13 protein-coding genes, 1 tRNA gene, 1 pseudogene and 1 riboswitch are annotated in these 23,275 nt (G+C 73.1%); of the genes and pseudogenes, 8 read left to right on the top strand and 7 right to left on the bottom strand.

Annotation, left to right across the window (positions count from 1 at the left end; all coding sequences use genetic code 11):
* Positions 1–634: 634 nt before the first annotated feature.
* From ACIQHQ_RS16910 to ACIQHQ_RS16900, 3 genes and pseudogenes are all read left to right on the top strand, one after another.
* A tRNA-Met gene (locus ACIQHQ_RS16910) sits at positions 635–708 on the top strand.
* A gap of 299 nt (positions 709–1,007) precedes the next feature.
* Positions 1,008–1,164, top strand: a riboswitch (cyclic di-AMP (ydaO/yuaA leader).
* An 11-nt stretch (positions 1,165–1,175) separates the two neighbouring features.
* Positions 1,176–2,210 carry a M23 family metallopeptidase gene (locus ACIQHQ_RS16905; protein WP_402612712.1) on the top strand — a complete coding sequence of 345 codons (1,035 nt, stop codon included), beginning with the start codon at positions 1,176–1,178 and terminating at the stop codon, positions 2,208–2,210.
* 126 nt (positions 2,211–2,336) lie between these two features.
* A pseudogene (locus ACIQHQ_RS16900) lies at positions 2,337–2,519 on the top strand (aldo/keto reductase); the annotation flags it as partial.
* A 4-nt stretch (positions 2,520–2,523) separates the two neighbouring features.
* On the opposite strand, the gene ACIQHQ_RS16895 reads toward ACIQHQ_RS16900, so the two are convergent.
* The 4 genes from ACIQHQ_RS16895 to ACIQHQ_RS16880 form a co-directional block, all read right to left on the bottom strand.
* Complete coding sequence (locus tag ACIQHQ_RS16895; RefSeq protein ID WP_402612711.1) at positions 2,524–3,870, bottom strand: PrsW family intramembrane metalloprotease; 1,347 nt, start codon at positions 3,868–3,870, stop codon at positions 2,524–2,526.
* A 59-nt stretch (positions 3,871–3,929) separates the two neighbouring features.
* Complete coding sequence (gene trmB, locus ACIQHQ_RS16890; RefSeq protein WP_402612710.1) at positions 3,930–4,778, bottom strand: tRNA (guanosine(46)-N7)-methyltransferase TrmB; 849 nt, start codon at positions 4,776–4,778, stop codon at positions 3,930–3,932.
* Between the two features lie 117 nt (positions 4,779–4,895).
* Positions 4,896–6,101: an L-2-hydroxyglutarate oxidase gene (gene lhgO, locus ACIQHQ_RS16885; protein ID WP_402612709.1), complete on the bottom strand. Its 1,206-nt coding sequence runs from the start codon at positions 6,099–6,101 to the stop codon at positions 4,896–4,898.
* Positions 6,102–6,174: 73 nt separating this feature from the next.
* On the bottom strand, positions 6,175–7,599 hold the full coding sequence (locus ACIQHQ_RS16880) for an MFS transporter (protein ID WP_283974864.1): 1,425 nt from the start codon (positions 7,597–7,599) through the stop codon (positions 6,175–6,177).
* Between the two features lie 822 nt (positions 7,600–8,421).
* Here ACIQHQ_RS16880 and ACIQHQ_RS16875 point away from each other — a divergent pair.
* Both ACIQHQ_RS16875 and ACIQHQ_RS16870 read left to right on the top strand, forming a co-directional pair.
* Entirely contained in the window at positions 8,422–10,539 is a 2,118-nt protein-coding gene (locus ACIQHQ_RS16875) for an asparagine synthase-related protein (protein ID WP_402612708.1), read from the top strand.
* Positions 10,540–10,933: 394 nt separating this feature from the next.
* Positions 10,934–14,230 carry a BTAD domain-containing putative transcriptional regulator gene (locus tag ACIQHQ_RS16870; protein WP_402612707.1) on the top strand — a complete coding sequence of 1,099 codons (3,297 nt, stop codon included), beginning with the start codon at positions 10,934–10,936 and terminating at the stop codon, positions 14,228–14,230.
* 13 nt (positions 14,231–14,243) lie between these two features.
* Here the strand turns inward: ACIQHQ_RS16870 and ACIQHQ_RS16865 are convergent, their stop codons facing one another.
* Positions 14,244–16,235 carry a sigma-70 family RNA polymerase sigma factor gene (locus ACIQHQ_RS16865; protein WP_402612706.1) on the bottom strand — a complete coding sequence of 664 codons (1,992 nt, stop codon included), beginning with the start codon at positions 16,233–16,235 and terminating at the stop codon, positions 14,244–14,246.
* A gap of 288 nt (positions 16,236–16,523) precedes the next feature.
* Positions 16,524–17,291, bottom strand: coding sequence for a TetR/AcrR family transcriptional regulator (locus tag ACIQHQ_RS16860; RefSeq protein ID WP_402612705.1), 768 nt, complete (start codon positions 17,289–17,291; stop codon positions 16,524–16,526).
* Between the two features lie 374 nt (positions 17,292–17,665).
* Here ACIQHQ_RS16860 and ACIQHQ_RS16855 point away from each other — a divergent pair, with 374 nt between their 5' ends.
* Entirely contained in the window at positions 17,666–19,057 is a 1,392-nt protein-coding gene (locus ACIQHQ_RS16855; protein ID WP_402612704.1) for an NAD(P)/FAD-dependent oxidoreductase, read from the top strand.
* A 174-nt stretch (positions 19,058–19,231) separates the two neighbouring features.
* The gene (locus ACIQHQ_RS16850) at positions 19,232–20,899 is read left to right on the top strand and encodes a SpoIIE family protein phosphatase (RefSeq protein ID WP_402612703.1); all 1,668 of its coding nucleotides are present in this window, start codon (positions 19,232–19,234) and stop codon (positions 20,897–20,899) included.
* Between the two features lie 12 nt (positions 20,900–20,911).
* On the opposite strand, the gene ACIQHQ_RS16845 is transcribed toward ACIQHQ_RS16850, so the two are convergent.
* The gene (locus ACIQHQ_RS16845) at positions 20,912–22,177 is read right to left on the bottom strand and encodes an MFS transporter (RefSeq protein ID WP_402613058.1); all 1,266 of its coding nucleotides are present in this window, start codon (positions 22,175–22,177) and stop codon (positions 20,912–20,914) included.
* Between the two features lie 121 nt (positions 22,178–22,298).
* On the opposite strand from ACIQHQ_RS16845, the gene ACIQHQ_RS16840 reads away from it, so the two are divergent.
* The gene (locus tag ACIQHQ_RS16840; RefSeq protein ID WP_142162300.1) at positions 22,299–22,847 is read left to right on the top strand and encodes a MarR family winged helix-turn-helix transcriptional regulator; all 549 of its coding nucleotides are present in this window, start codon (positions 22,299–22,301) and stop codon (positions 22,845–22,847) included.
* The last annotated feature ends 428 nt before the right edge of the window (positions 22,848–23,275 follow it).

Below are 23,275 nucleotides of genomic sequence, written 5' to 3'. Positions count from 1 at the left end.
CGACGGCCCGGTCGCCCGCACCATGGGCCCGGCCCTCCCCCCCCGACACCCCCTTCGCGCACCCGGTGTCCTCGTCGGCCGGGCTCGGCCGAATGCCGTGCGCGAGCACCTCACCGCCGGGCGGCAGCCCCGGCGGTGAGGCGTACCTCACAATGCGGGACAGCGCGTACGGCTCGTACCGGCACCGGGCCGGGGGCGTACGAGACCGTCGTCTGTCCGGCCGGCGACGCGGAGGGCCGGGGCTGCGCCGCGGAGCGCGAGGACGCCCTGGCCGCCGCACACGGGCCCCGCTGTTCGCCGTCACCGCCGAGCGGCGGCACGCCGAGAAGGCCGGCAGATCATGGACGCCTGGTCGGCCACGCCGCGCCGCACACCGGGGAGAGGGTGCATCGCGGGCCGGCTGGGCCGGGTCGGTCTGGGCCCGGGCCGCCGAGACCGTGCGGCACACGCCCGGCGGGAACGGATCGGCCGGCCCGTCCCCGCCGCTCACAAGCCGGCCGTACGGACCCGGCCGGCCGGGTCCGACGACCCGTTCACCGCCCGGGAAACCCTCACCCACGCGGGCACCTTGGGCGGCTGAGCGGTGGGTGTGCGCGAACCGTCCCGCGGATGGCGTACACTGGAGTCACAACGGCGCGGGGTGGAGCAGCTCGGTAGCTCGCTGGGCTCATAACCCAGAGGTCGCAGGTTCAAATCCTGTCCCCGCTACTGAAGGCCGAGGGCCGGAATCCGAAAGGGTTCCGGCCCTCGGTGCATTTCCTCGTCACACCGCCGACGTCCCTTACGGTCGGTGAGCGAACCGTCCCACCGCGCATAACAACTGACGCACCGTCAAAACTCGTCAGTCACTTGTGATGCGGTCAACTCGTCCGATTTAAGCCGGTCATGGCAGGTAAGTCCGCGTGAAAAAGGTTAATGATCAAGTGGAATCGCTGGAATACCCCTCGCGCCTCCATTAACGTTCGATAACGCAGCGCGGTCGTCCCAGCCGTCACAGAAGGCGGCTCCGTGCGCACGCGCCGAATCCCGAAAGGGAACCGGGGAACCACCACTTGGGGTGAATCGCGCGGATGCCACCGTGGAAGCACGGCGGGTATACGCGCGTAGGAGACCTTCCTGCTCCGAACCCGTCAGCTAACCCGGTAGGCGAGAAGGAAGGAAAGGAGCACGCCCACGTGGCGTCCAACCGGCCTGCCCCCGCGGCCCCGTTCGCGCCGAAGCGCGACACCGACACCTTCGGCTACGGCGGTCAGCGCACCGACGAGGGCCCGTTCCAGGAGTGGAACCCCACCGAGGAGTCCATCCGTCCCGTCCGTGGCCGGCACCGCGTCACCAAGCAGCGCGGCGGAGGTCTCGCCCGCAGTTCCACCGTCCTCGGCGTCGGTGTCATAGCAGCCGTGGGTGCCGGCGGCATGGCCAGCGCCCAGACCGGCAAGCCCCCGGTGTCCATCTCCGTGCCGGACCTGCCCTCGGTGGGTTCCCTCATCTCGGACGACGACACCCCCGAAGGTTCCGCCACCCCGCTCAGCAGCCTCGGCACCGCCACGGCGGAACCCGAGCAGGGCACCTCCGGTGCGGGCGCCGGCGAGGCGCTGCGCGCCCGGATCATGGCGCAGGTCGAGCTCCAGCAGGACCAGATCGAGACCAAGGCCGCCCAGGACGCAGCAGCCGCCGCCGAGAAGGCAGCGGCGGAAGCCGTCGCCAAGGCGGAGAAGGAAGCCAAGGCCAAGGCCGCCGAAGCCAAGAAGAAGGCGGAGGAGGAGGCCGAGAAGAAGGCCGAGGCCGAGCGGCTCGCCGCCCTCGCCAAGCAGTACACGCTGCCGACCTCCTCGTACACCATCACCTCCAGCTTCGGCCAGGCCGGTGCCTACTGGTCCTCCGGCTACCACACCGGCCTCGACTTCGCCGCCCCCACGGGCACGCCGATCAAGGCGGTGCACAGCGGCACCATCACCGAGGCGGGCTGGAACGGCTCGTACGGCTACAAGACCGTCCTCACCCTCGATGACGGCACCGAGATCTGGTACGCGCACCAGTCGTCCATCGGCGTCAGCGTCGGCCAGAAGGTCAGCACCGGCGACGTCATCGGCCGCGTGGGCGCCACCGGCAACGTCACCGGGGCGCACCTCCACCTGGAGGTCCACTCCGGTGGATCCGCGAGCGGCATCGACCCGATGGCGTGGCTGCGGGGCAAGGGACTGAACCCGTAAGCCGCACAGATCCGTTGCAGCACCGGCGGCCCTGACGACGACCCCTCGACGTCAGGGCCGCCGGTTTTCCGGCGCGGTGTTGGCGGGAGCTTCGCATCCCTGGTGGAACGAGGTTCCCCTGCGGTCGTTGCCGCTGAGCAGGACGTCCCCGTGGCCGCGCCGGCCCTCGCCCGCCTCGCCGCCCGGCCGACCGTGGCAGCGCCGATCGCCTCCGCACGGACGGTGGAGCAGCCGGCCGCACTGGCCGGCGTCGGAGAGCCGACCTTCTCGCAGGCCCAGCTCGATCGGCTCACTCAGGCCTCGGCCTGAGCCCTCAGAAACGGTACGGGTTGTACGCGGGGTAGGGCGCCGGCTGGTGGCCGTAGCCGTGCACGCCGTACACCGGCCAGGGCGGGGCCACCACCGGAACCGGAGGGGCCGTGATCCGGGCCGCGTGGTCCAGTGCCGGGCGGGCCACCTCCCGGCGCCGCCACAACTCGCCGAGCAGCTCCCCCTCCCGCACGGCGAAGCCGGAGCCGGTGCCGCCCCGCCGGGCCCGGTGCCGCAGGAATGCCAGCGATGTCGCGTACGCCTCGTACCGCGCCACCTCCCGGGCCGCCGCCCTGCCCGCGTGCCGGCGGGCGTACTGGCGGGCGATCCGCCGGGCCCGCATCGAGCCGAGCGCGAACGGCTCGGCGGGGGTCAGCCAGCCGGCCACGGCGTAGGCGGGCAGCTCCGCCCGCACGGTCTTCAGCTCCCGCTGCCGGGTCCAGATCACCAGCCACGTCAGCAGCCCGAAGATGGGCACCATGAACGCCGCGTACACGGCGAAGAACCCGTACTCGCCGAACGCCGACGAGCCGTTCCACATCGCGTGCATGCCCATCGCGAGCAGCAGCCCGGACAGCGGGAAGGCGACGCGGCGCAGACGCCGGCGCTCCGCCGAGATGGCGGAGATGCCGAAGCCGATGCCGGTGAGGACCGTGAACAGCGGGTGCGCGAACGGCGACATGATGATGCGCACGAAGAAGGTCGCCGCCGTGACGGACGCGATGCCGGTGCCGCCGGTGAGCTGGTCGGTGCCGAAGGCGGTGCCCAGGTAGAGGATGTTCTCCGTGAACGCGAAGCCGGTGGCGGTCACTCCGGCTATGACGACGCCGTCGACGATGCCGGTGAAGTCGCGGCGACGGAAGAGGAAGACCAGCAGGACGGCCGCCGCCTTGGCCGACTCCTCGACCACCGGCGCTATCACCGTCGCACCCAGGGTGTCAGCGCTGGACGGGTCCGCCGTCGCCGTCGCTATCCATCTCGTCGCGAAGCTGTTGGCGACGATCGCTATCAGCGCCGCCGCGCAGGCGCCCCAGGCGAAGCAGAACAGCAGGTTCCGCCAGGGGCCGGGCTCGACCCGGTCCAGCCAGCGGAACGCGGCTATCAGCAGGGGCACCGGGAGGACGGCCAGCCCCAGCCCGACCAGGAACCCCTCCGTGCCGGTCTCCTCGCGGACCAGGGCGAGGATGACCAGGCCGGATATCGCGAGGAGCGTGCTCAGCGCGCCGTAGCGCACCCAGGCGCGCTGCCACCAGTGGGCGGGCCGCGAGGAGCCGGCTGTGCCTGAGCCGACGAAGGGCGCGCCGTCGGTGGGACCGCTGGGGTACGACGGGTGTGGGGGGCTGGTGGCCACGGCATTGACCCTAACGACGGATGGGCGCTGTCCGCAGGCGGGAGAGGTGCCAGGGGTGGTCAGGCGCCGGCGGGGGACTGGTTCACGTGCTGTACGCGACGGAAGAGGAGGTCGTTCACGACATGTCCCTTGTCCAGTCCCTGGCCCTCGAAACGGGTCAGCGGACGGAAGTCGGGGCGCGGCGCGAAGCCACCGTCGGCCTGCGTGTTCTCGAAGTAGGGGTGTGCCGTGAGGACATCGAGCATCTGTTCGGCATACGGCTCCCAGTCGGTGGCGCAGTGGAGGATCGCGCCGGGCCTGAGGCGGGTGGCGGCGAGACTGAGGAAGTCGGGCTGGATGATCCTTCGCTTGTGGTGCCGCTTCTTGGGCCAGGGGTCGGGGAAGTAGACGCGCAGACCGTCGAGGGAGGCCGGGGCGAGCATCTCGCGCAGGAGGATGATGGCGTCGCCGTTGCCGACCCGGATGTTGGACAGGCCGTTGCGGTCGGCGAGGTTGAGCAGGTTGCCCTGGCCGGGGGTGTGGACGTCGACGGCGAGGATGTTCGTGGCGGGGTCGGCGGCGGCCATCTGGGCGGTGGCCTCGCCCATGCCGAAGCCGATCTCCAGGACGACGGGGTTGTCGTTGCCGAACAGCTCGGGCAGGTCGAGGGCCCGGCCGTCGATGTCGAGGCCCCACTTGGGCCACAGGCGCTGCAGCGCGTCCGCCTGGCCGGCGGTGACGCGGCTGCGCCGCGGCTGGAAACTCCGGATGCGCCGCTCGAAGTGCGACCCGGCGGGATCGGCCTTGGGCCCGTAGGGGAAGCGCGGCTCTCCCTTGGCCCGGGTACGCCGGACGGAGTCCCCGGGCGCCTGCGGGTGGGCGTGCGCGTGCGGGTGCGGGTCTTCGGGGGGGTTCACGGAGTCAGACACAGTGCCCTCGATTTTACGGCGGTGGTGCGGTGCGTACCCGCCGGTGGGGGTGCCTGCGTCTGCCGCCGGGGTGCGGGAGCGACCGGGCTCGGCGGGGTCGCCGGGCGTCCGGAGAGCTCACAGCGCGGCCAGTGCCCTCCGTGCCACCTCCCGGCCGATCGGCAGGGACGCCGTGGCCGCGGGCGACGGCGCGTTCAGGACGTGCACCGCGCGAGGGCCCTCGCGGATCAGGAAGTCGTCGACCAGGGTTCCGTCGCGGAGGACCGCCTGGGCGCGCACACCCGCCGCTGTCGGCACCAGATCGCCCTCGGCCACCGCGGGCAGCAGCCTGCCCACCGCGTCCGTGAACGCCGCCTTGGACAGGGACCGCCGCAGCTCACCCGTCCCGTACCGCCAGTGCCGGCGGGCGATCTGCCAGGAGCCGGGCCAGGCCAGGGTCGAGCCCAGTTCGCGCAGACGCACCGTGCCCCATCCGTACCCCTCGCGGGCCAGCGCCGGGACCGCGTTGGGCCCGACATGGACGCCCCCGTCGATTCCGCGCGTGAGATGCACCCCGAGGAACGGGAACGCCGGGTCGGGCACGGGATAGACCAGGCCCCGCACCAGCTCCGGCCGGGCCAGCTCGTAGTACTCACCACGGAACGGCACGATCCGCATGTCCGGGTCGTCCCCGGTGAGCCGGGCGATCTCGTCGCACTGCAGGCCCGCGCAGTTCACCAGGACCCGCCCGCGTACGACGTCCCCCGCGGCCGTCAGCACGGCGACCCCCCGCTCGGGGCGCCGGTCCACGCGCACGACTCGCGTGCCGTAGCGGATCTCCGCACCCGAGCCGTGGGCCAGCTGTCGGGCGACCGCGACGAAGTCGCAGATGCCCGTCGTGCCCACGTGTATCGCGGCGAGGCCGCGCACCTCCGGCTCGTATTCCGCGATCTGGGAGGCGCCCAGCTCCCGCACCGGGATCCCGTTCTCCCGGCCGCGCTGCACCAGCGCGTGCAGGCGGGGCAGCTCCGCGCGGTCGGTGGCGACGATCAGCTTGCCGGTGACCGCGTGGGGGATGCCGTACTCGGCGCAGAACTTGACCATCTCCGCCGCGCCCCGCACCGCGTAGCGCGCCTTGAGGGAACCTGGGCGGTAATAGACGCCGCTGTGGATGACGCCGCTGTTGCGGCCGGTCTGATGGCGGGCCGGGCCCGGCTCCTTCTCCAGGACGGTGACACGTGTGCCCGGTGCGGCGCGTGTGATCGCGTACGCCGTCGACAGACCGACGATTCCGCCACCGATCACCAGCACGTCACAGTCGTATCCGGTCCGCACGCCCACCACCTCCCGCCTCGATAGTGCACTGCGCCACTGACAATGCCTTCAAACGCGGGGCGAACGGCATACCTGCGCCCGGCTACGCCGGAGTCATCAGCAGCGGCCGTGCACGCTCACGGAGCTCCACCACCCGTGGCTCGTCGCCGTACGGTTCCAGACGGTGCAGGAGATCCTTCACGTACTCGGTGGTGCGGGCCGAGGAGATCCGCCCGGCGACCTCCACCGCCCGCACCCCCTGCTCGCACGCGGCGTCCAGGTTCCCCGACTCCAGTTCGGCGACCGCGGAGACGACCAGGCGCAGACCGTGCGAGCGGACGAACTCCTCCGTCGGTTTCGACAGGGCCTGCTCGGTGAAGCGGCGTACCTGGCGGGGAGCCTTGAGGTCGCGGTAGCACTCGGCCGCGTCGGCGGCGAAACGGTCGTAGGAGTAGAAGCCGAGCCAGCTCGGGTCGTTGTCGCCGGGGCGGGCGCGCTCCAGCCAGCTCTCGGCCGCCTTCAGGGCGCCGCCGGCGGCCTGGGCGTCGTTCGCACGCGCGTGTGCCCGGGCCTCGACCAGGCGGAAGAAGCTCATGGTGCGGGCCGTGGCCAGTCCGCGGTTGCGTTCGAGAGCGGCCTGGGCGAGGTCCACGCCCTCGTCGCCGAAGCCGCGGTAGGTGGCCTGGAGCGACATGGAGGCCAGCACGTAGCCCCCGAGGGGGACGTCCGCCGCCGCCCGGGCCAGGCGCAGGGCCTGGATGTAGTAGCGCTGGGCCGCTTCCTGCTGGCCCGTGTCGAAGGCCATCCAGCCCGCGAGGCGGGTGAGTTCGGCGGAGGCGCCGAAGAGGGCCCGGCCGACCTCGTCGGAGTACGAGCCGAGCAGCAGGGGGGCGGCCTCCACCCGTAAGCACTCGGGGACCATGGACGAACGCCAGTCGCCGCCGCCGTACTTGGAGTCCCAGCGCCGCGCGTCCTCGGCGGCCTCCCGCAGCTTCTGCACATCGCTGTGGCCGACTTTGAGCGGTGCGCCGGAGCCCTCGCCGGGGCCCACGTCACGCGCGACCGAACTGTCGGCCGGGGTTATCAGCCACCGTGAGGCGGGCGTTGCGTATGCGCTCACCGCGAACGATCCGGCCAGCGACTGCCAGATGCCGCCCGAACCGGCCCGGCGGCCGGCGAGGTCGAGGCGGTACAGATCCGTCGCCGAGCGCACCGCCTGGCCGACGTCCCGCGGGAAGGCGAGGCCGACTTCGGGTGCCGGGTCCGCGTCGGCCAGGCCGATCTCGTGGAGCGGCACCGGGCGGCCGAGCTTCTGGCCGATGGCGGCGGCGATGAGATGGGGCGCGGCACCCTGCGGCACCATGCCCTTCGACACCCAACGCGCCACCGACGTCTTGTCATAGCGAAGCGTCAGACCGCGCTGGGCGCCAAGATCGTTGACGCGCCGCGCGAGGCCCGCGTTGGAAATTCCCGCGAGGGCGAGAACGGCGCCGAGTTTGTCGTTCGGCCCGCGTTGCTCCCTGGACATGCGCCACCCCTCGACACAGACGGCTGCCGCACTGGCATAACCACGCGGCATTCGTAAACCCAGCGTAGTTCGCCGCATCCCAAGCGTTAAGGGGCATTGTTCCGGTTGGCGGGATTGTGGTCCGTACTGAAGTGCGGTTCAGATACGGGCTGTTGCGACGTGCTCCCGGTGTGTGGCCGTGCGCCTGTCCGTGCGCTCTTCTCCGGCCATCGCGGGAGCGGTTCCATGGTCATCGCGTGGGTCGGCCCGCTGTACTGGATCCAGCGGGCTGGGGGACACCGCCGCCTTCATCCCCGCGGGCGGCGAAACGGTCCGGGAGGCGTGCTCCGTCTCCCGGATCGCCCGGCCGGGCGGCAGGGTGCGGACCCTGTACGGAGAGTGTTCGAGGCTGTCTGCGTGACGCCGATTTGGCGGAAAACCGACCCCGCCGGTCTTGGGGGACCAGGCCTCCGACCACGGCACTTGAGGGCGCGTCCGGCGTGATTGGGGCGTGTTTCGGGGGCGCATTCGTATCGCAGTCGTACTGGAGACATGTCGCTGGCGTGCCTTGATTCTTGGCGGCCCGTTCCTCTTCCTCCTCCGCCTGCTCCCGTTTCCCTTCCGGTCCCTTCCGGATTTTCCGCCCTGCCGCCCGCTGCCGCCGCCCGGGTCTCCTTGTGGCGTGCGGGTGTTCGGGGTGTTCGGGGCGGTGCGGGCGGCTCCGCCGGGGCGCATTCGACGGAGCGCAAGCGGCGTCGGCACCCTCTGGAACGCTTCCTTCATGGCAGCATGGTGAACCGGTTCGTGCGGTGCACTGGTTGTCCACAGCCTGTGGAGGCGGCGATGCGGTGGTTGGTGGGATGGAGCAGCACCGCCGCGGGAGCCGTCGCTGCCGGCTCGGCGGGGGCGACCGGCGGCGAGGGGGAGACGCTGCACCCGGTGGGGTCCCAACTCCTGTGGGGCGACCCCGATCCCCTGTGGGCGGTCGGCGACTGGCGCCCCGACGAGGTGCGCGTCGTGAAGGCCGACGACCGGACGCGCATCGCCGTCCTCGGCATCTGCGGCGCCACCGACGAGCAGTTGCGCGTCGCGCTGTTCGCCGCGCGTGGCGGGGCACTTCGGCATCTGACCGCCTGGCCGGGCAGCTACACGGCGATCGTCCAGGTCGGCAGGCGGATCACCGTCTGTGGCGATCTCGCGGGCGCGCGGCCGGTGTTCCACACGCCCTGGGCCGGCGGAACGGCGTACGCGACCGCCGCGCTGCCGCTGGCCGATCTCATCGAGGCCAACCTCGACTTCGGGCACCTCGCCGCGCTGCTGGCCGCCCCGGACGTGCCCGCCGCGCTGCACGACTCCACACCGTACGACGGCGTGAAGCGCGTTCCGCCCGGGCATGCCCTCATCCTGCGCGCCGGGGCGCGCGAGATCGCCGGGTACGAGCCGGTCGCCTCGCTGGCCGTGGCGGCGCCCCCGGCCGATCCGGACAGCGCGGTCGACGCGGTGCGCGACGCGCTCGTGGAGGCCGTACGGACGCGGCTGTCCGCGCCCCGGCACGTCCCCGGAGCGGACATCGACCCGGGCCCCGTCCCCGGTATGGGACCCGCCGAGCGGCGGGCCGCCCGCGGGACGCCGGTGCCGGGGATCGGCGCGGACCTCTCCGGCGGGCCGGCCTCCGGAGCGCTGGCGCTGCTGGCCGCGGGACTGCCCGGGATGCCGGGCACCGTGCTCGGCCACGGCACGGGCGCGGGGGAGCGGCTGCTGGCCGTCACGTTCAACGACCTCGCCGTCGGGGGCCGGGAGGCCGAACTGGAGCGGGCGGGCGCGCTGGCGGCCAACCCCCGGCTGCACCACGTCGTCGTGGCCGGTGACGAGCAGACCCTTCCGTACGCCGACCTGGACGGGCCGCTGACGGACGAACCCGGGCCGTGCCTGGTGTCGGCGGCGCGCCATCGGGCCCGGCTCGCGGCGGGCAGCGCGGACCACTTCACGGGTTACGGGGCGCGCCAGGTGCTGGACGCCCATCCCGCGCGGCTCGCCGACCTGCTGATGGACCGCCGGCGGCGTCATCTCGTGCGGCCGGTCGCCGCGCTGGCCAAGGCGGACGGGTCGGTGCTGGTGCCCGCGCGCGTGTACGCGGCGGCGCGGCGGTTGTCCCGTACGCCGTACCGGTCGGGTGTCGAGTCCCTCGCCGAGCGCCTCCTCGACCCCCGCTCCGACGACGGGCTCGACGCTCCCGGCGGTGCGCTGGACGCCTCGCTCGCCGCGTTGACCTGGGGGAGACCCGGGCCGGCGGCGCGCTGGCTGACCGGTGAGGCCCTCGCTGAAGTATCGGTTCGTCTTCAGGCGTCGACCCACCGGTCGGAGCTGGTGGGGCCGGGGCAGCGGCCGGGGGACTTCCGAGCGCGCGCGGCGCTGGCACGGCACGCGGCGGACCTGCGGGTGCTGGAGCAGGCAGCGGAGGTCCGCTTCCAGCGGCTGCACGCGCCGTTCCTCGACAACCAGGTCGTCCGCGCGGCCCGGGCGCTGCCCGAGGCGCTGCGGGTGCGGCCGGGGGCCCGGGCGGCGATCCTGCGTACGGTGCTGGAAGGGGCCGGTGTCCGGGAGCTGCCGCCCGGCTGGGGCACCCCGACCCAGGCGACCGCGGCGGCCGCGGAGCGCACGGGGCTGCGCGTGGCGGCGGACTCCCTGGTCGCCCTGTTCGACACCCCGCTGCTGGCGGAAGCGGGCCTGGTCGAGGCCCGGGTGGTCCGCAAGGCGCTGCGCGGCGCGGCGGCGGGCGAACCCCTCCCCCTGGACGGCCTGGCGGACCTGGTCTCCCTGGAACTGTGGCTGCGCCGCCTGCTGTCGCGCCGCGGCACCTGCTGGACGGGGACGCCGGCTCGGCAGCGCGCGGTACCGGCGGGGATCGCCCCGCAGCGGGGAGCGTTGGGCGCGGGGGCCGGTGGAGGGCGTCGGGTCTAGCGCCCGTATCCGTGCCCGCGTCTGCTTCCGCGTGTGTCCTTGCCGGGTCCGTGGGGTGCGCGTGTTCGCGACCGACACCGGTGGGCGGGCCGGGGCGGCGTCGGGTGTCGTCCGGCCCGCAACGGCGCGATGGGGTGCCGTGCCGTGCCGACTGCGGTCCGTCGACCCGCCGACCGCCGCGGGGGCACCCCGACACGTCCACCCGCGTCGTCCGGCGGGTGCGACTCCGCCTGGCCACGCACGGGGAGGGGGCGGCGCAGCGGTACCCCGCTACGCCGGGCTGCGGACCCACCCGGCACCGGCGACGGCGCCCAGAAGGTGCACCGCAGACACCCGCAACGCCCCGTACCGAAAACCCCGCGGCTCTCGTCCCCGGCCGGGCGACAATGACCCCGTGCGGTACAGAATCCTGGGTGTCACCACGGCAGAGGACGGGCGTGGCGCAGTGGTACCCGTCGGCGGTCCCCGGCTCCGCGCGCTGCTCACCGCCCTGGCCCTGCGGCCCTCTCGTGTCGCCACCCCCCAGACGCTCATCGACGAGGTCTGGGCGGACGAGCCGCCCGAGGACGCCCCCGCCGCCCTCCAGGCCCTCATCGGCCGGCTCCGCAGGACCCTCGGGAGGGACGCCGTCACCTCCGAGACGGGCGGCTACCGACTCGCCGCCGGCCAGGACGACGTCGACCTCTTCCTCTTCGAACGGCTCGTCCGGCAGGGCACCGACGCCCTCACCGCCAACGACCCCGCCCTCGCGGAACGGCACCTCGACGCCGCCCTCGCCCTCTGGCGCGGCCCCGCCCTCGCCGACCTGCCCGACCGTGCCGCCGCCGCCCGCCCGGAGGCCAGGCGCCTGGAGGCGATCCGGGCCAGGGCGGAGGCCCGGATACGGCTCGGCCGCGGGCCGGAGGTCGTCCCGGAACTGCGGGAACTGACCGCCGTACACCCGTACGACGAGCCGCTGCACGCCCTGCTGATCCAGGCCCTGCGTGACACCGGCCGGGCCGCCGACGCCCTCGCCGCCTACGAGACCGCCCGCCGCTGTCTGGCCGAAGGCCTCGGCACCGACCCCGGGCCCCGACTGCGCGCCCTCCACGCCGAGCTGCTCGTTTCCGCGCCGCAGGACGGCAAGACCCCGCCCGCCCCACCGGGGCGCGAGCGCATGCGCCCCGGGACCATCCGTCCCCGTCTGACCTCCTTCGTCGGCCGGGAATCCGAGATCGACGCCATCCGTTCCGAGATGCACAGGGCCCGGCTCGTCACGCTCACCGGACCGGGCGGCTCCGGCAAGACCCGCCTCGCCGAGGAGGCCGCCGCCGGGCTCCCGCAGGCCCGGCTGGCCGAGCTCGCCCCGCTCGACCGGCCGGAGGCGGTGCCGGGAGCGGTGGTCAGTGCGCTCGGTCTGCGCGAGACCGTGCTGATGACCAGCGAGCTCACCGCCGTGCAGGACGACCCCGTCGCCCTGCTCGTCGAATACTGCGCCCAGCGCAGCCTGGTCTTGATCCTCGACAACTGCGAGCATGTCATCGGCGCCGCCGCCCACCTCGCCGAGACCCTCCTCACCCGCTGCCCCGAGCTCACCGTCCTGGCCACCAGCCGTGAACCCCTGGGCGTGCCCGGCGAGTCGGTGCGCCCGGTCGAACCCCTGCCTCCGGACCACGCCCGCCGGCTGTTCGCGGAGCGCGCCGCCGCCGTCCGCCCCGACGCGGCGGACGCCGTCCTCCGCGACGAGCGGGCGGTGGCGGAGATCTGCCGACGGCTGGACGGGCTGCCGCTCGCCATCGAACTGGCCGCGGCCCGGCTCCGGTTGCTCACCCCCCGGCAGATCGCCGACCGTCTCGACGACCGCTTCCGCCTGCTCACCTCCGGAAGCCGTACGGTCCTGCCCCGCCAGCAGACCCTGCGGGCCGTCGTCGACTGGTCGTGGGACCTGCTCGACGACGCCGAGCGGACGATGCTGCGCGAGGTGTCGGTGTTCGCGGGCGGCTGGGACCTCGCGGCGGCCGAAGCGGTGTGCTCCGGGCCCGCCGCCGAGCTGATCGGGGCGCTCGTCGACAAGTCCCTCGTCGTGGCGGCCCCCGGCGCCGACGACGGCACCTCCGGCATGCGGTACCGGATGCTGGAGACCATCCACGAGTACGCCGTCGAGCGGGCAGCCGACGCCCCCCGGGTGCGCGCCGCCGCCGAGCTCCGGCACCGCGCCTGGGCGCGTGCGCTCGCCGAGCGGGCCGATCCGCTGCTGCGCTCCGCGGAGCAACTGCCGTGGATCTCCCGTCTGGAGACCGAGCTGGACAACATCCGCGCGGCTCTCGACCGGTCCCTCACCGCCGGGGACGAGGAGGAGGCCGCTGCCCTCGCCCTCGCCATGGGCTGGTTCTGCTGGCTGCGCAACTACCGTCACGAAGGCCTGGAGTGGCTGGAGCGGACGCTGCGGCTGGGCGTGGCCCTCGACCTCGCGGGCCGTGTGCCGGCCGACGGCGAGCCGGAACTGCCCGGCCCCATCGAGCACTTCCTCGACGCACCGGACGGGGAGGCGGGGCATCCGCTGCACGGCCTGCGGATGGATGTGCGCATGCTGCATCTGTTCTTCATGACCGAAGCCGAGCCCATGGAGACGTTCGTCGACGAGCAGCGGCCGTACATGGATCGGGTGCGGGCCCATTACGAGAGGGGAGGCCCGCACGCGGCGCGCGTCCCGGGGCTCGTCTGCCCGATCCTCTCCTCCTTCCTGGCCGACCCGAGCGAGATCCGGACCGTCCTGGACGCCGCCGTCGCCAACTGCCGTGCGTACGGCGGTGACTGGGAGATCTCCGTCGCCCTGATGTTCCGTGCGCATACGGTCGTCGACGGACCCGGTGGCCTGGAGGGCGTCGACGACGACCTCGCGGAGCTGCGGGTCCTCAGCCGCCGTGCGGGTGACCGCTGGCTGCGTGCCCAGGTGTGCAGCGCTGCCGGTGAGCTCGCCATGGCGCGCAGCTGCTTCGAGGACGCCAAGAGGGAGTACGACGAGGCCCTGCGCCTCGCCTACGAGGTGGGCGCCTACGCCGAGTCGCCCTTCCTCATCGCCCGGCTCGGCGAGATCGCCTACCGCGCCGGGGACCGGGTGACGGCGCTGGCGCTGCTGGACGAGGCCACCGCCGCCGCGGAGCGGTACGGCGTACGGGACTCCAAGGCGTACATCCTGCTGATGCGCACCCAGATGGCGTTCGAGGACGGGCATGTCGACCGCGCTCGCGCATGGTGCGAGGAGGCCTGTGCGAACACCGCCCTCGGCACACCGCCGCCCCAGTTCCTGGTGATACTGCTCCTGCTCGACGCCCTCATCACGGCGCGGGAGTCCGGCCCGGGCCCGGCCCTGCCCAAGCTGGGCGCGGCCCTGCGCGAAGCCGTGCACAAGCGGTGCTCGGACGTGATCCGGGCCACGGTCGTGGAGGGCGCTGCGGGAGTGCTGGCCGACCTCGGGGACTTCCCGCGCGCGGCGCGGCTGCTCGGCACCGGTGACCACTGGCGGTCCGGCCGGCCGCGCTCCATGCCGGAGCGCTCCCAGGAGGAACGGGTGGAGGCCGTCGTACGTGCAGCCCTCGGGAGTTCCCGCTGCGAGGCGGAGCGTGCCCGGGGCGCGGCCCTCACCGCCGACGACGTTCTGGTCGAGCTGGACGACGCGCGCGGCGCGTACGCCACCGGCCGGGCCTCCTGAGCCTCCGTGTCCGCTAGCGGCAGGTGAACGTGGACTCCGCCCAGTCCACCGACATCAGGTGGTCGAGGGCGCTGCGCGCTTCCACCACCAGCCGGACCGTGCTGCGGCCGGTGAGGTCCACCTGCACGGGCACGGCCGCGTCACCGCCCTCGACCAGCGGGGAACGCCACAGCAGGACCCCGTCGGCGTAGACGGAGAAGTACACCGTGCCGAGCCGCAGCGTCATGTCGTCCACCCCCACGAGCGCGTCGTACGACGAGCAGGAGCGGTTGAGGTCGATGGTGACGGAGGAGCGGCCGTGCACGGTGACGCCGTGGGCGTACCCCTGGTCGCCGATCGACAGGCCGGACCGCTTCCGGACCCTGCTGCTCGAACCGATCCGCATCTCGGGCTTCGTACCGTCGCCGTCGGTGTCGTACGACAGGCCGCTCCACCGGTGGACGGCGGGGGCGAGCGGGGGCGCGGGGGGCGGGGGCGGCGTCGGCTCGGGGGACGTGGGCGGTGGAGCGGGCTTGCGGGTCGGGGACGGGGTCGCACTCGGGTCGGGGGCGGGTTCGCGCCTCGGGTCGGGGGCGGGTTCGCGACTCGGGCTGGTCCGCGGCCCCGGCGCCGGTGTGGGCGTCGCGGCGCGCGCGGGCACGATCCCCGGCGGCCGCTCCCGCGGACCGGCTTCCGGCGGCGAGGGGGAGGGCGTGGGCTCGCCGGGGCTCACCACCGACGACGGCGGAAGGGGGGAGGGGGCGGACTCCGCCTGCTCCTTCGGCTTCTCGTTGCCGGTCAGCGCCATCACCACCGCCGCCACCACACCGACGGCGATCACACCGGCCGCGATACCTGCCTTCACCGGTGCGCCGAGCCCCTCGGAGGCCGCCGCACCACTCCCGCCTCCGGCCCCACCGGCCGAGCCACCGCCCGCTGCGCCTGCCCCACCGGCCGAGCCACCCGCCGCCGCGGTCGCGCCCGCCGCACCGGCCGCTCCCGCACCCCCGGCGATGAGCCCGGCCGCCTTCGCGTACCCGGCGGCCCCGAACCAGCCGATGACCGCGACCGGCACGACGGCCGGGATGCCGCCGGCCACTTCCTCGATCTGCAGCGCGGCCAGCCGGCATTTCGCGCACTCGTCCAGATGCTTGCGCAGCCCCCGCTCGGCCCGCGTGCGCAGCCGCCCGCGGGCGTACGTGCCGAGCTGGTCGGCGTAGCGCGCGCACTCCTCGTCGCCGGTGAGCGCGGCGCTGACGTGGGCCTGGAGGTAGGCCTGCTTCAGGCCCTCGCGGGCCCGGCTGGCGAGCACGCGTGTGCCGTTGGCGTCCAGCCCGAACAGCTTGGCGACCTCACTGGGCGACTCGTCCTCGATCTCGGTGTGCCACAGCACGGCCTGCCACCGCTCGGGCAGCGACCGGAACGCTCGCATGGCCATGGACTGCTCGGCCGCGTGCATCGCCCGTACGTCGGCGCCCAGTTCGAGCGTGTCGTCGTCGGACGCGTCGGACTTGGGGGCGGACTGGGCGGCGAACACCGCGAAGTCGTCGACGAGCTGCTCGCGCCGTGCCGACCTCGTCCAGGAGGCGGCGACGCGCCGGACGGAGGTGAGCAGGTACGCGCGTACGGCGTGCGCCGGGCCCGCCCCGCCGCGCACCGCCTGGAGCATGCGGGCGAAGACCTCGGCGGTCAGGTCGTCCGCGGTGTGGGCGTCGCGGCAGCAGGTGCGGGCATACCTGCGCACGGCCTGCGCATGGCGCCGGTACAGCTCCTCGTACGCCGTGTCGTCGCCCGAGCGCATCCGGTCGATGAGGTCGGCGTCGGACGGCGGCAGCACGCGCGGCGGCGGCAGGGCACCGTCCTCGCGGCGGTCGCGCTGGGCCGGGACCGAGCCGCCCGCGGGGTGCCCGCCGGGCGGCACGCTCGCGCGTCCGCCCTGACTCGGCACCTGCGGCGGGACCGGCCCGCCGGATGTGGCGTCACCGTTGCCGCTACCGCTCGGCTCGTCCCGCCCGTCAACGCTCATCGCGGAAAGCCCCCGGCAGCCGCCCAATCCGTCCAACCACCGGGTCAGCGTGCCATATTGGCTTTCGGCCAGAACCCCGGAATCCGGATGATCACTCATCCGTGGGGACTTACCGCACGGCAGCGCCAGCCGTCACTCGTTCGGGGAAGGTTCCCTCTTCGCTCGGGCCCGGGCCGATCCGGTCGCTTCGGGCCGGGCCGATCCGGTCGCTTCGGCCCGGCACGATCCCGCGCGGCCCGGCACGATCCCTGCGGGGCCCAGGCCCGGATCGGCCCGGGCCCCGGCGGCTCACGCCGGTCGCGAGCGCAGACCCTCCAGCAGGATGTCCAGCAGCCGGGCCGACGCGGCCGCCTGCTGAGCCGCGTCCGGCAGCGAGGGCGCGGCTGTGGCGATCACCAGCAGCACGTCCGCCACCGACACGTCCGCGCGCAGCTCACCGGCCGCACGCGCCCGGTCCACGAGCTGGCCCACGACCTCGAGCAGCGCCGACGTGCCGGCGTCGTCCTCGGCCGTGACCGCCGGTGCCGAGGCGACCGCGACCGGCTGGTCCGGCACCAGTCGCAGCTCCGTCCCACCCGGCTGGGTCCGCTGCTGCGGCACCCGCGGGCCGGCCGCGCCGTCCTCGACCGAGACCCGCAGCACCTGCGGCGGCAGCAGCCGCCCGGCGCCGGAGGCCACCGACGTCCGCAGGAAGCGCGACAGCGCCGACCACGGCTCGTCCTCCTGTCCGAGCGCCGCACGCGCCTGGTCGGTCAGCCGAGAGGTCTCCTCCTCGGCTATCCGCCGCACCAGGACGTCCTTGCTCGGGAACCGCCGGTACACCGTGCCCACGCCGACCCGCGCACGCCGCGCCACGTCCTCCATCGGCGCGCCGTACCCCAGCTCGCCGAAGACCTCGCGCGCCGCACGCAGCACGTGCTCCAGATTGCGCTGTGCGTCCACGCGCAGCGGCGTCGTCCGCGACACGTCGCGTCCGTTGCCCGCCGCCGCGCTCATCGTCATGCCGCCCGCCGCGACTGCGGACGCGGGCGACCAATGAGAGTCCTGAACATGCATAAGCATTCCCCCGGTAATGACGTCTCCCCCCGGAGACTCCCCGCCATTCGATGACGGGACGGGGGAACCGCCCCGGTCCCGCGGTCCGCCCGTCGCGGACCCCGGTGAGCGCATCCCCCTACACCCCGTCGACACACGAACATAGTTGAGAGGGAGTCAATTCAGAAGGGGCAGGTTCCGCACGGAGCGCCCACCGATCGGAGTACGGGTCGCATACGTCCCGAATGTGCCGTCGCGTGCTCCTCCCGCCACCCCTCCTGACCTGCACGAATGAACCGCAGGCCGCTAATCAGGCCAACTCGGCGTCCGGGCCCTCTCCGGTCACACAATTCGTCGAGGCTGTGGACAAACTCAAGCGCCGGGTGCGTCATGGGATGGTGAAGGAACGTGCGCGCATTCTCGTTGTCGGTGGCGGCTACGTCGGGATGTACACGGCCCTGCGCCTGCAGCGCAGACTGAAACGGCAGCTGGACCGGGGCGAGGTGGAGATCACGGTCGTCACCCCCGACCCGTACATGACCTACCAGCCGTTCCTCCCCGAGGCCGCCGCCGGTGCCATCTCACCGCGCCACGTCGTCGTCCCGCTGCGCCGCGTCCTCGACCGGTGCCGGGTGCTGATCGGCGAGGCCACCGCCGTCGACCACGCGAAACGCGCCGTCACCGTCACCACCCTCGCCACCGGGGAGGAGGGCACCGGCGGACAGCGGCTGTCCTACGACCACCTCGTCCTGGCCCCCGGCTCCGTCTCGCGCACCCTGCCCGTCCCCGGCCTCGCCGAGCACGGCATCGGCTTCAAGACCGTGGAGGAGGCCATCGGCCTGCGCAACCACGTCATCGAGCAGATGGACATCGCCTCCTCCACCCGCGACCCCGCGATCCGCGACGCGGCCCTCACCTTCGTCTTCGTGGGCGGCGGCTTCGCCGGTGTGGAGGCACTCGGCGAGCTGGAGGACATGGCCCGCTATGCCGCGCGCTACTACCACAACGTCCAGCCCGAGGACATGAAGTGGATCCTCGTCGAGGCCTCGGACCGCATCCTGCCCGAGGTCGGCGAGGAGATGGGCCGCTACGCCGTCACCGAACTGCGCCGCCGCAACATCGACGTCCGCCTGGAGACCCGCCTGGAGTCCTGCGCCGACCGGGTCGCCGTCCTCAGCGACGGCGCCCGCTTCCCCACCCGTACGGTCGTCTGGACGGCCGGCGTGAAACCCCACCCGGTGCTCGCCGCCTCCGACCTGCCCCGCAACGGCCGCGGACGCCTGAGGTGCACGCCGGAACTGTCGGTCGAGGGCACCACGCACGCGTGGGCCGCCGGAGACGCCGCCGCCGTCCCCGATGTCACCGCCGGGGGCACTGGGGGAGAGCCGGGCCGCGAGTGCGCACCCAACGCCCAGCACGCCGTCCGCCAGGCCAAGGTCCTCGCCGACAACATCGTGCACACGCTGCGCGGCGAGCCCCTGGACACGTACGCGCACGCCTACGCCGGGTCGGTCGCCTCCCTGGGCCTGCACAAGGGCGTCGCCCACGTCTACGGACGCAAGCTCAAGGGCTACCCCGCCTGGTTCATGCACCGCGCCTACCACCTCAGCCGCGTGCCCACCTTCAACCGCAAGGCGCGCGTGTTCGCCGAATGGACGCTGGCCGGCCTGTTCAAACGGGAGATCGTCTCCCTGGGTTCACTCGAACACCCCCGGGCGGAGTTCGAACTCGCGGCCGGTGGAAAGCCTTCTCAAGACCCCCCGCACAACCCGAAGGGGTCGTCCTGACCCGACCCAGGAACTCCACCGGCCGGCCCGGCGTCTGACGGATGTCGGTCCGGTCCGGGCACTGCCAGACTGGTCCACCACCGCGGGCATGCCACCACTCGCCCCGGCGCGGGCCCCCCGGGGCCCCGGCCGGTTCCGGTACCGGCCGCCGACCACTACACGAGGCAAGGATTCGTGAACTTCACGCGCTGGAGCGCCCGGCTCCCCGGAACGCAGCGCCGCGCCGCAGCGCGGACCGAGCAGACGGCCTCCCCGGACCGGCGGGGGGAAGGTTCCGTACCCGCCGCCCGTGCCGAACGGCTGACCGACGCGACACCAACCGTTCCCGCCGTCGACGAACTGCGGGTGCGTGAGGTCCTCGACCGCATCCCCTCCCTCGTCGCCCTGGTCCACGGCCCCGACCACCGCATCGCCTACGTCAACGACGCCTACACGAGCGCCTTCGGCGTACGCAACCTGGGCGAACGCGCCCGCGAGGCCCTCCCCGAGCTGGACGCCCTCGGCCTCTTCCCCCTCCTGGACCAGGTCCAACGCAGCGGCAAGTCGCGCACGGTCAAGTCCCGTAAGGCCCCCGACGGCCGTTCCTACACCTTCACCTGCACCCCGGTCGCCCAGGGCGACGGCAAGGGCGGCAGCGACGGCCGCGGCGTCCTCGTCTTCGCGACCGACGTCACCGACCACGCCGAAGCGGCCGAACGTCTGCGCGCCAGCGAACGCCGCCAGCGCGAAACGGCGGTCACCCTCCAGCGGTCCCTGCTCCCCCAGGAGCTCGAAGAGCCGGACGACCTGCGCATCGCCGCCACGTATCACCCGGGCGGCACGGAGGCGGCCGTCGGCGGCGACTGGTACGACGTCATCACCCTGGGCGGCGGTCGCACGGCCCTGGTCATCGGCGACGTCATGGGCCGGGGCGTGCGCGCGGCGGCGGTCATGGGCCAGCTCCGCACGGCGGTCCGCGCCTACGCCCGCCTCGACCTCCCCCCGCACGAGGTCCTCCAGCTCCTGGACGGCCTGGCAGCCGAGATCGACGCCAACCAGATCGCCACGTGCGCGTACGCCATCCACGACCCGAACGAGGGCAATCTGATCTACTCCTCGGCGGGCCACCTCCCCATCCTCGTCCGCGACGAGAACGGCAAGGTTCTGCGTGCCGACGAACCCACCGGCCCCCCGCTCGGCACCGGCGGCTGGATGCACACCTCGGGCTCGATCCCCCTCGCCCCCGGCTCCACGGCCGTCCTCTACACGGACGGCCTGGTCGAGCGCCGCGACGCGGACCTGGACGAGGGCATCGCCGCCCTGGAACGCGCCCTGGCCGGAGCCACCGGCACCCCCCAGGTCGTCTGCGACCGCCTGGTCCGCTCCGCGGGCGTGACCCCCGACCACGACGACGACGTGGCCGTCCTGGTCCTCCAGCACCCCGCGCGCAGCGGCCCGGAGGGCGAGCTCTTCCACAACGCCGCCCTGGAACTGCTGGGCGGAGTGGAGGCGGCCCCTCGCGCACGTGCCTTCGCCTCGGGTGTCCTGACCAGCTGGCGCTTCCCCGCCGACCTGCACGACCTGGGCGTCCTGGCCACCAGCGAACTGGTCGCGAACTCCCTCCAGCACGGCACCCCGCCGATGAGACTGCGCCTGCGCCGCACGGACAGACGCCTGATCATCGAGGTCACCGACGGCGACGACCACCTCCCCAGACGCCGCCGCGCGGAACCGGGTGACGAATCGGGCCGGGGCATCGCCATCGTCGCCACGATCGCCTCGAACTGGGGCTGCCGCCGCACACCGGGCGGTGGCAAGGCGGTGTGGTGCGAGTTCGCCCTGCCCGGCACCCGGTCGACGTGACCGGTCCGCGGATCAGACGTCCGCGGAAACGGGCGCCCCACCCCGCGCCACCACCCGGCTCTTGCCGAGCCACGGCTGATCCTGCACATCGGTCAGCTGCCGTCCCAACCGCACGGCCAGGACGGTGATCCCCAGCGAGAACACCAGGAACGCCACGATGTAGGGCGCGTGCAGCGAGGCACCCAGCGGCCCGCCCACCGCCGGCCCGACGGCCAGCGCGAGCTGCTTGACCAGGGCGAACGCCGAGTTGTACTGCCCGGCCATGCCCTCCGGAGCGAGATCCGCGACCAGCGGGGCCACGGTCGGCGACAGCAGCGCCTCCCCCAGACCGAACAGCGCGTACGTCGAGACGAACGCGGCCGTCGCCATCTCCTGACTCCCGTGCCCGAGCCCGGCGTACCCCGCGACGGCCCACGCCACGGCCCAGATCAGCCCCACGGCGGCGATCACCCGCGACCGCCGGCGACGCTCCACGAAGCGGAGCACGGCGAACTGCGCCACGACGATCATCAGCGTGTTGGCGGCCAGCGCCGTCCCCAGCGCTGAGGTCGAGATCCCGGCGGCCTCCACCCCGTACGCACTCAGCCCCGACTCGAACTGCCCGTAGCAGGCGAAGAACAGCACGAAGCCCAGCACGCACAGCTGCACCATGGCCCGGTTGCCCAGCAGCTGCTTCCAGCCGCTCCGGCCCGATGCCGTGGGAGCGCCCTCGATCCGCGGGGCGTGCGGCATCCGCACGGTCACCATCACCACGAACAGCAGCAGGAACATCGCCGCCTCGATCGCGAAGAGCAAAGTGAAGGAGGCGGCGCTCGTCGTGTCGACGAGGTGCCCGCCGATGAGGCCACCGACGCCGAGTCCGAGGTTCTGCAGGAAGAACTGCATGGCGAAGGCACGCGACCGGGTCTCCGCCGACGAGCAGTCCACGATCATCGTCGCGAGCGCCGGCTGCATCACGGCCTGCCCTGCCCCCAGCAGCGAGGCCGACACCAGCACGGCCGCCGCGCTGCTCGCGATCCCCAGGCTGAGCGCTCCCAGGGCGGCGGTGACCAGGGCGGCGAGCAGCACCGGCAGCGGGCCGCGCCGGACGATGGCCCGCCCGGCGAACGGCAGCACCACCAGCGCGGCCACAGCGAAGACGGCGAGTACGAGACCCGCCGTCATGGCCCCCAGCCCTCGCACCTGCGCCACATAGACGTACAGGTACGGGACCGTGAAGCCGAGCCCGAACGCGCTGAGTGCGTTACCCACGTGAATCCGGCGCATCGCTGCGCCCATCGCCCTGGTCACGTTCACCTCTTCCACAAGTTAGGAGTGAAGACTTCGAAGCTAAAGTTCGAAGCTAAAGAGTACATATCCAAGGACTTCAAGGCAAGAACGGCCGTGCCATACTGCGCCCATGGGCGACACCCCCGGCCCCAGCGAGCCGACCCTCGAAGAGCAGATCGCCGCGTACCAGCGCGAGTTCCAGGACCTCGACCCCCAGGTCGAGCAGATCGTCTCGGCGCTCTCCCGTCTGAACCGCCGCATGAACGTCGCCTACGGCCGCCAGACCTCGGCCCTCGGCATCAGCAACGCGGAGTGGGAGGTCCTCAAGGCCCTCGTCCTCTCCGGAGCCCCCTACCGTCTGGGCCCCAGCGACCTCGCCAAGCGCCTCGGCCTCACCCCGGCCGCGATGACCCACCGGATCGACCGCATGGTCGCCGAATCTCTGGTGACCCGTGAGCGAGACGAGTCGAACCGCGTACGAGTCATCGTGGAACTGACATCCGAGGGGCGAGAGAAGTGGCTGGAGGCGATGCGCCTGGCGTCGGTCTTCGAGGAGGACCTGCTCCAGGACCTGACCCCCGACGAGCGAACGGCGCTGGGCGAAGTGCTCACGCGTCTGCTGCGCCGGGTCGAGGACGCCCAGCCGGATGCCGGCGGGCGCCTCACCGACCTGGACTGACGCCCGGGCCGAAAAGATCTTGACAGGGGATCGCTTGACAGCCCCCATGCCGGGTCCGTAGAGTTCTTCGGGTTGCCGCGGAGCCGTAACGGTTCTTCGACAGCGCTTCCGCCGCAGCAGCGGCATCCAAACCTCCAGCTCGACCTCCCGACGGGGTGGATTCGGCACGCCCGAATTCAATTCGAATTGGGACTCGACGACCTGATCGACTCCGAACGGCTTCGATTTGGGAATCGCCGAGAGGGCGCGCTAAGGTTGGGAACGTCGGAACGGCCCAACAGCCGCGAAGACAAACCCCGCTGACTGGGAATCAGGCCCGAAAGGATCTGATAGAGTCGGAACCGCCGGAAAGGGAAACGCGAAAGCGGAAACCTGGAAAGCACCGAGGAAATCGGGTCGAGAAAAGATCTGATAGAGTCGGAAACGCA

It is taken from the genome of Streptomyces sp. NPDC092370 (genome assembly GCF_044755265.1).
In the GTDB taxonomy this organism is placed as follows: Bacteria; Actinomycetota; Actinomycetes; order Streptomycetales; family Streptomycetaceae; genus Streptomyces.
Note: the sequence above shows the minus strand (reverse complement) of the source record. Positions and strands in the feature narration are given on the sequence as shown.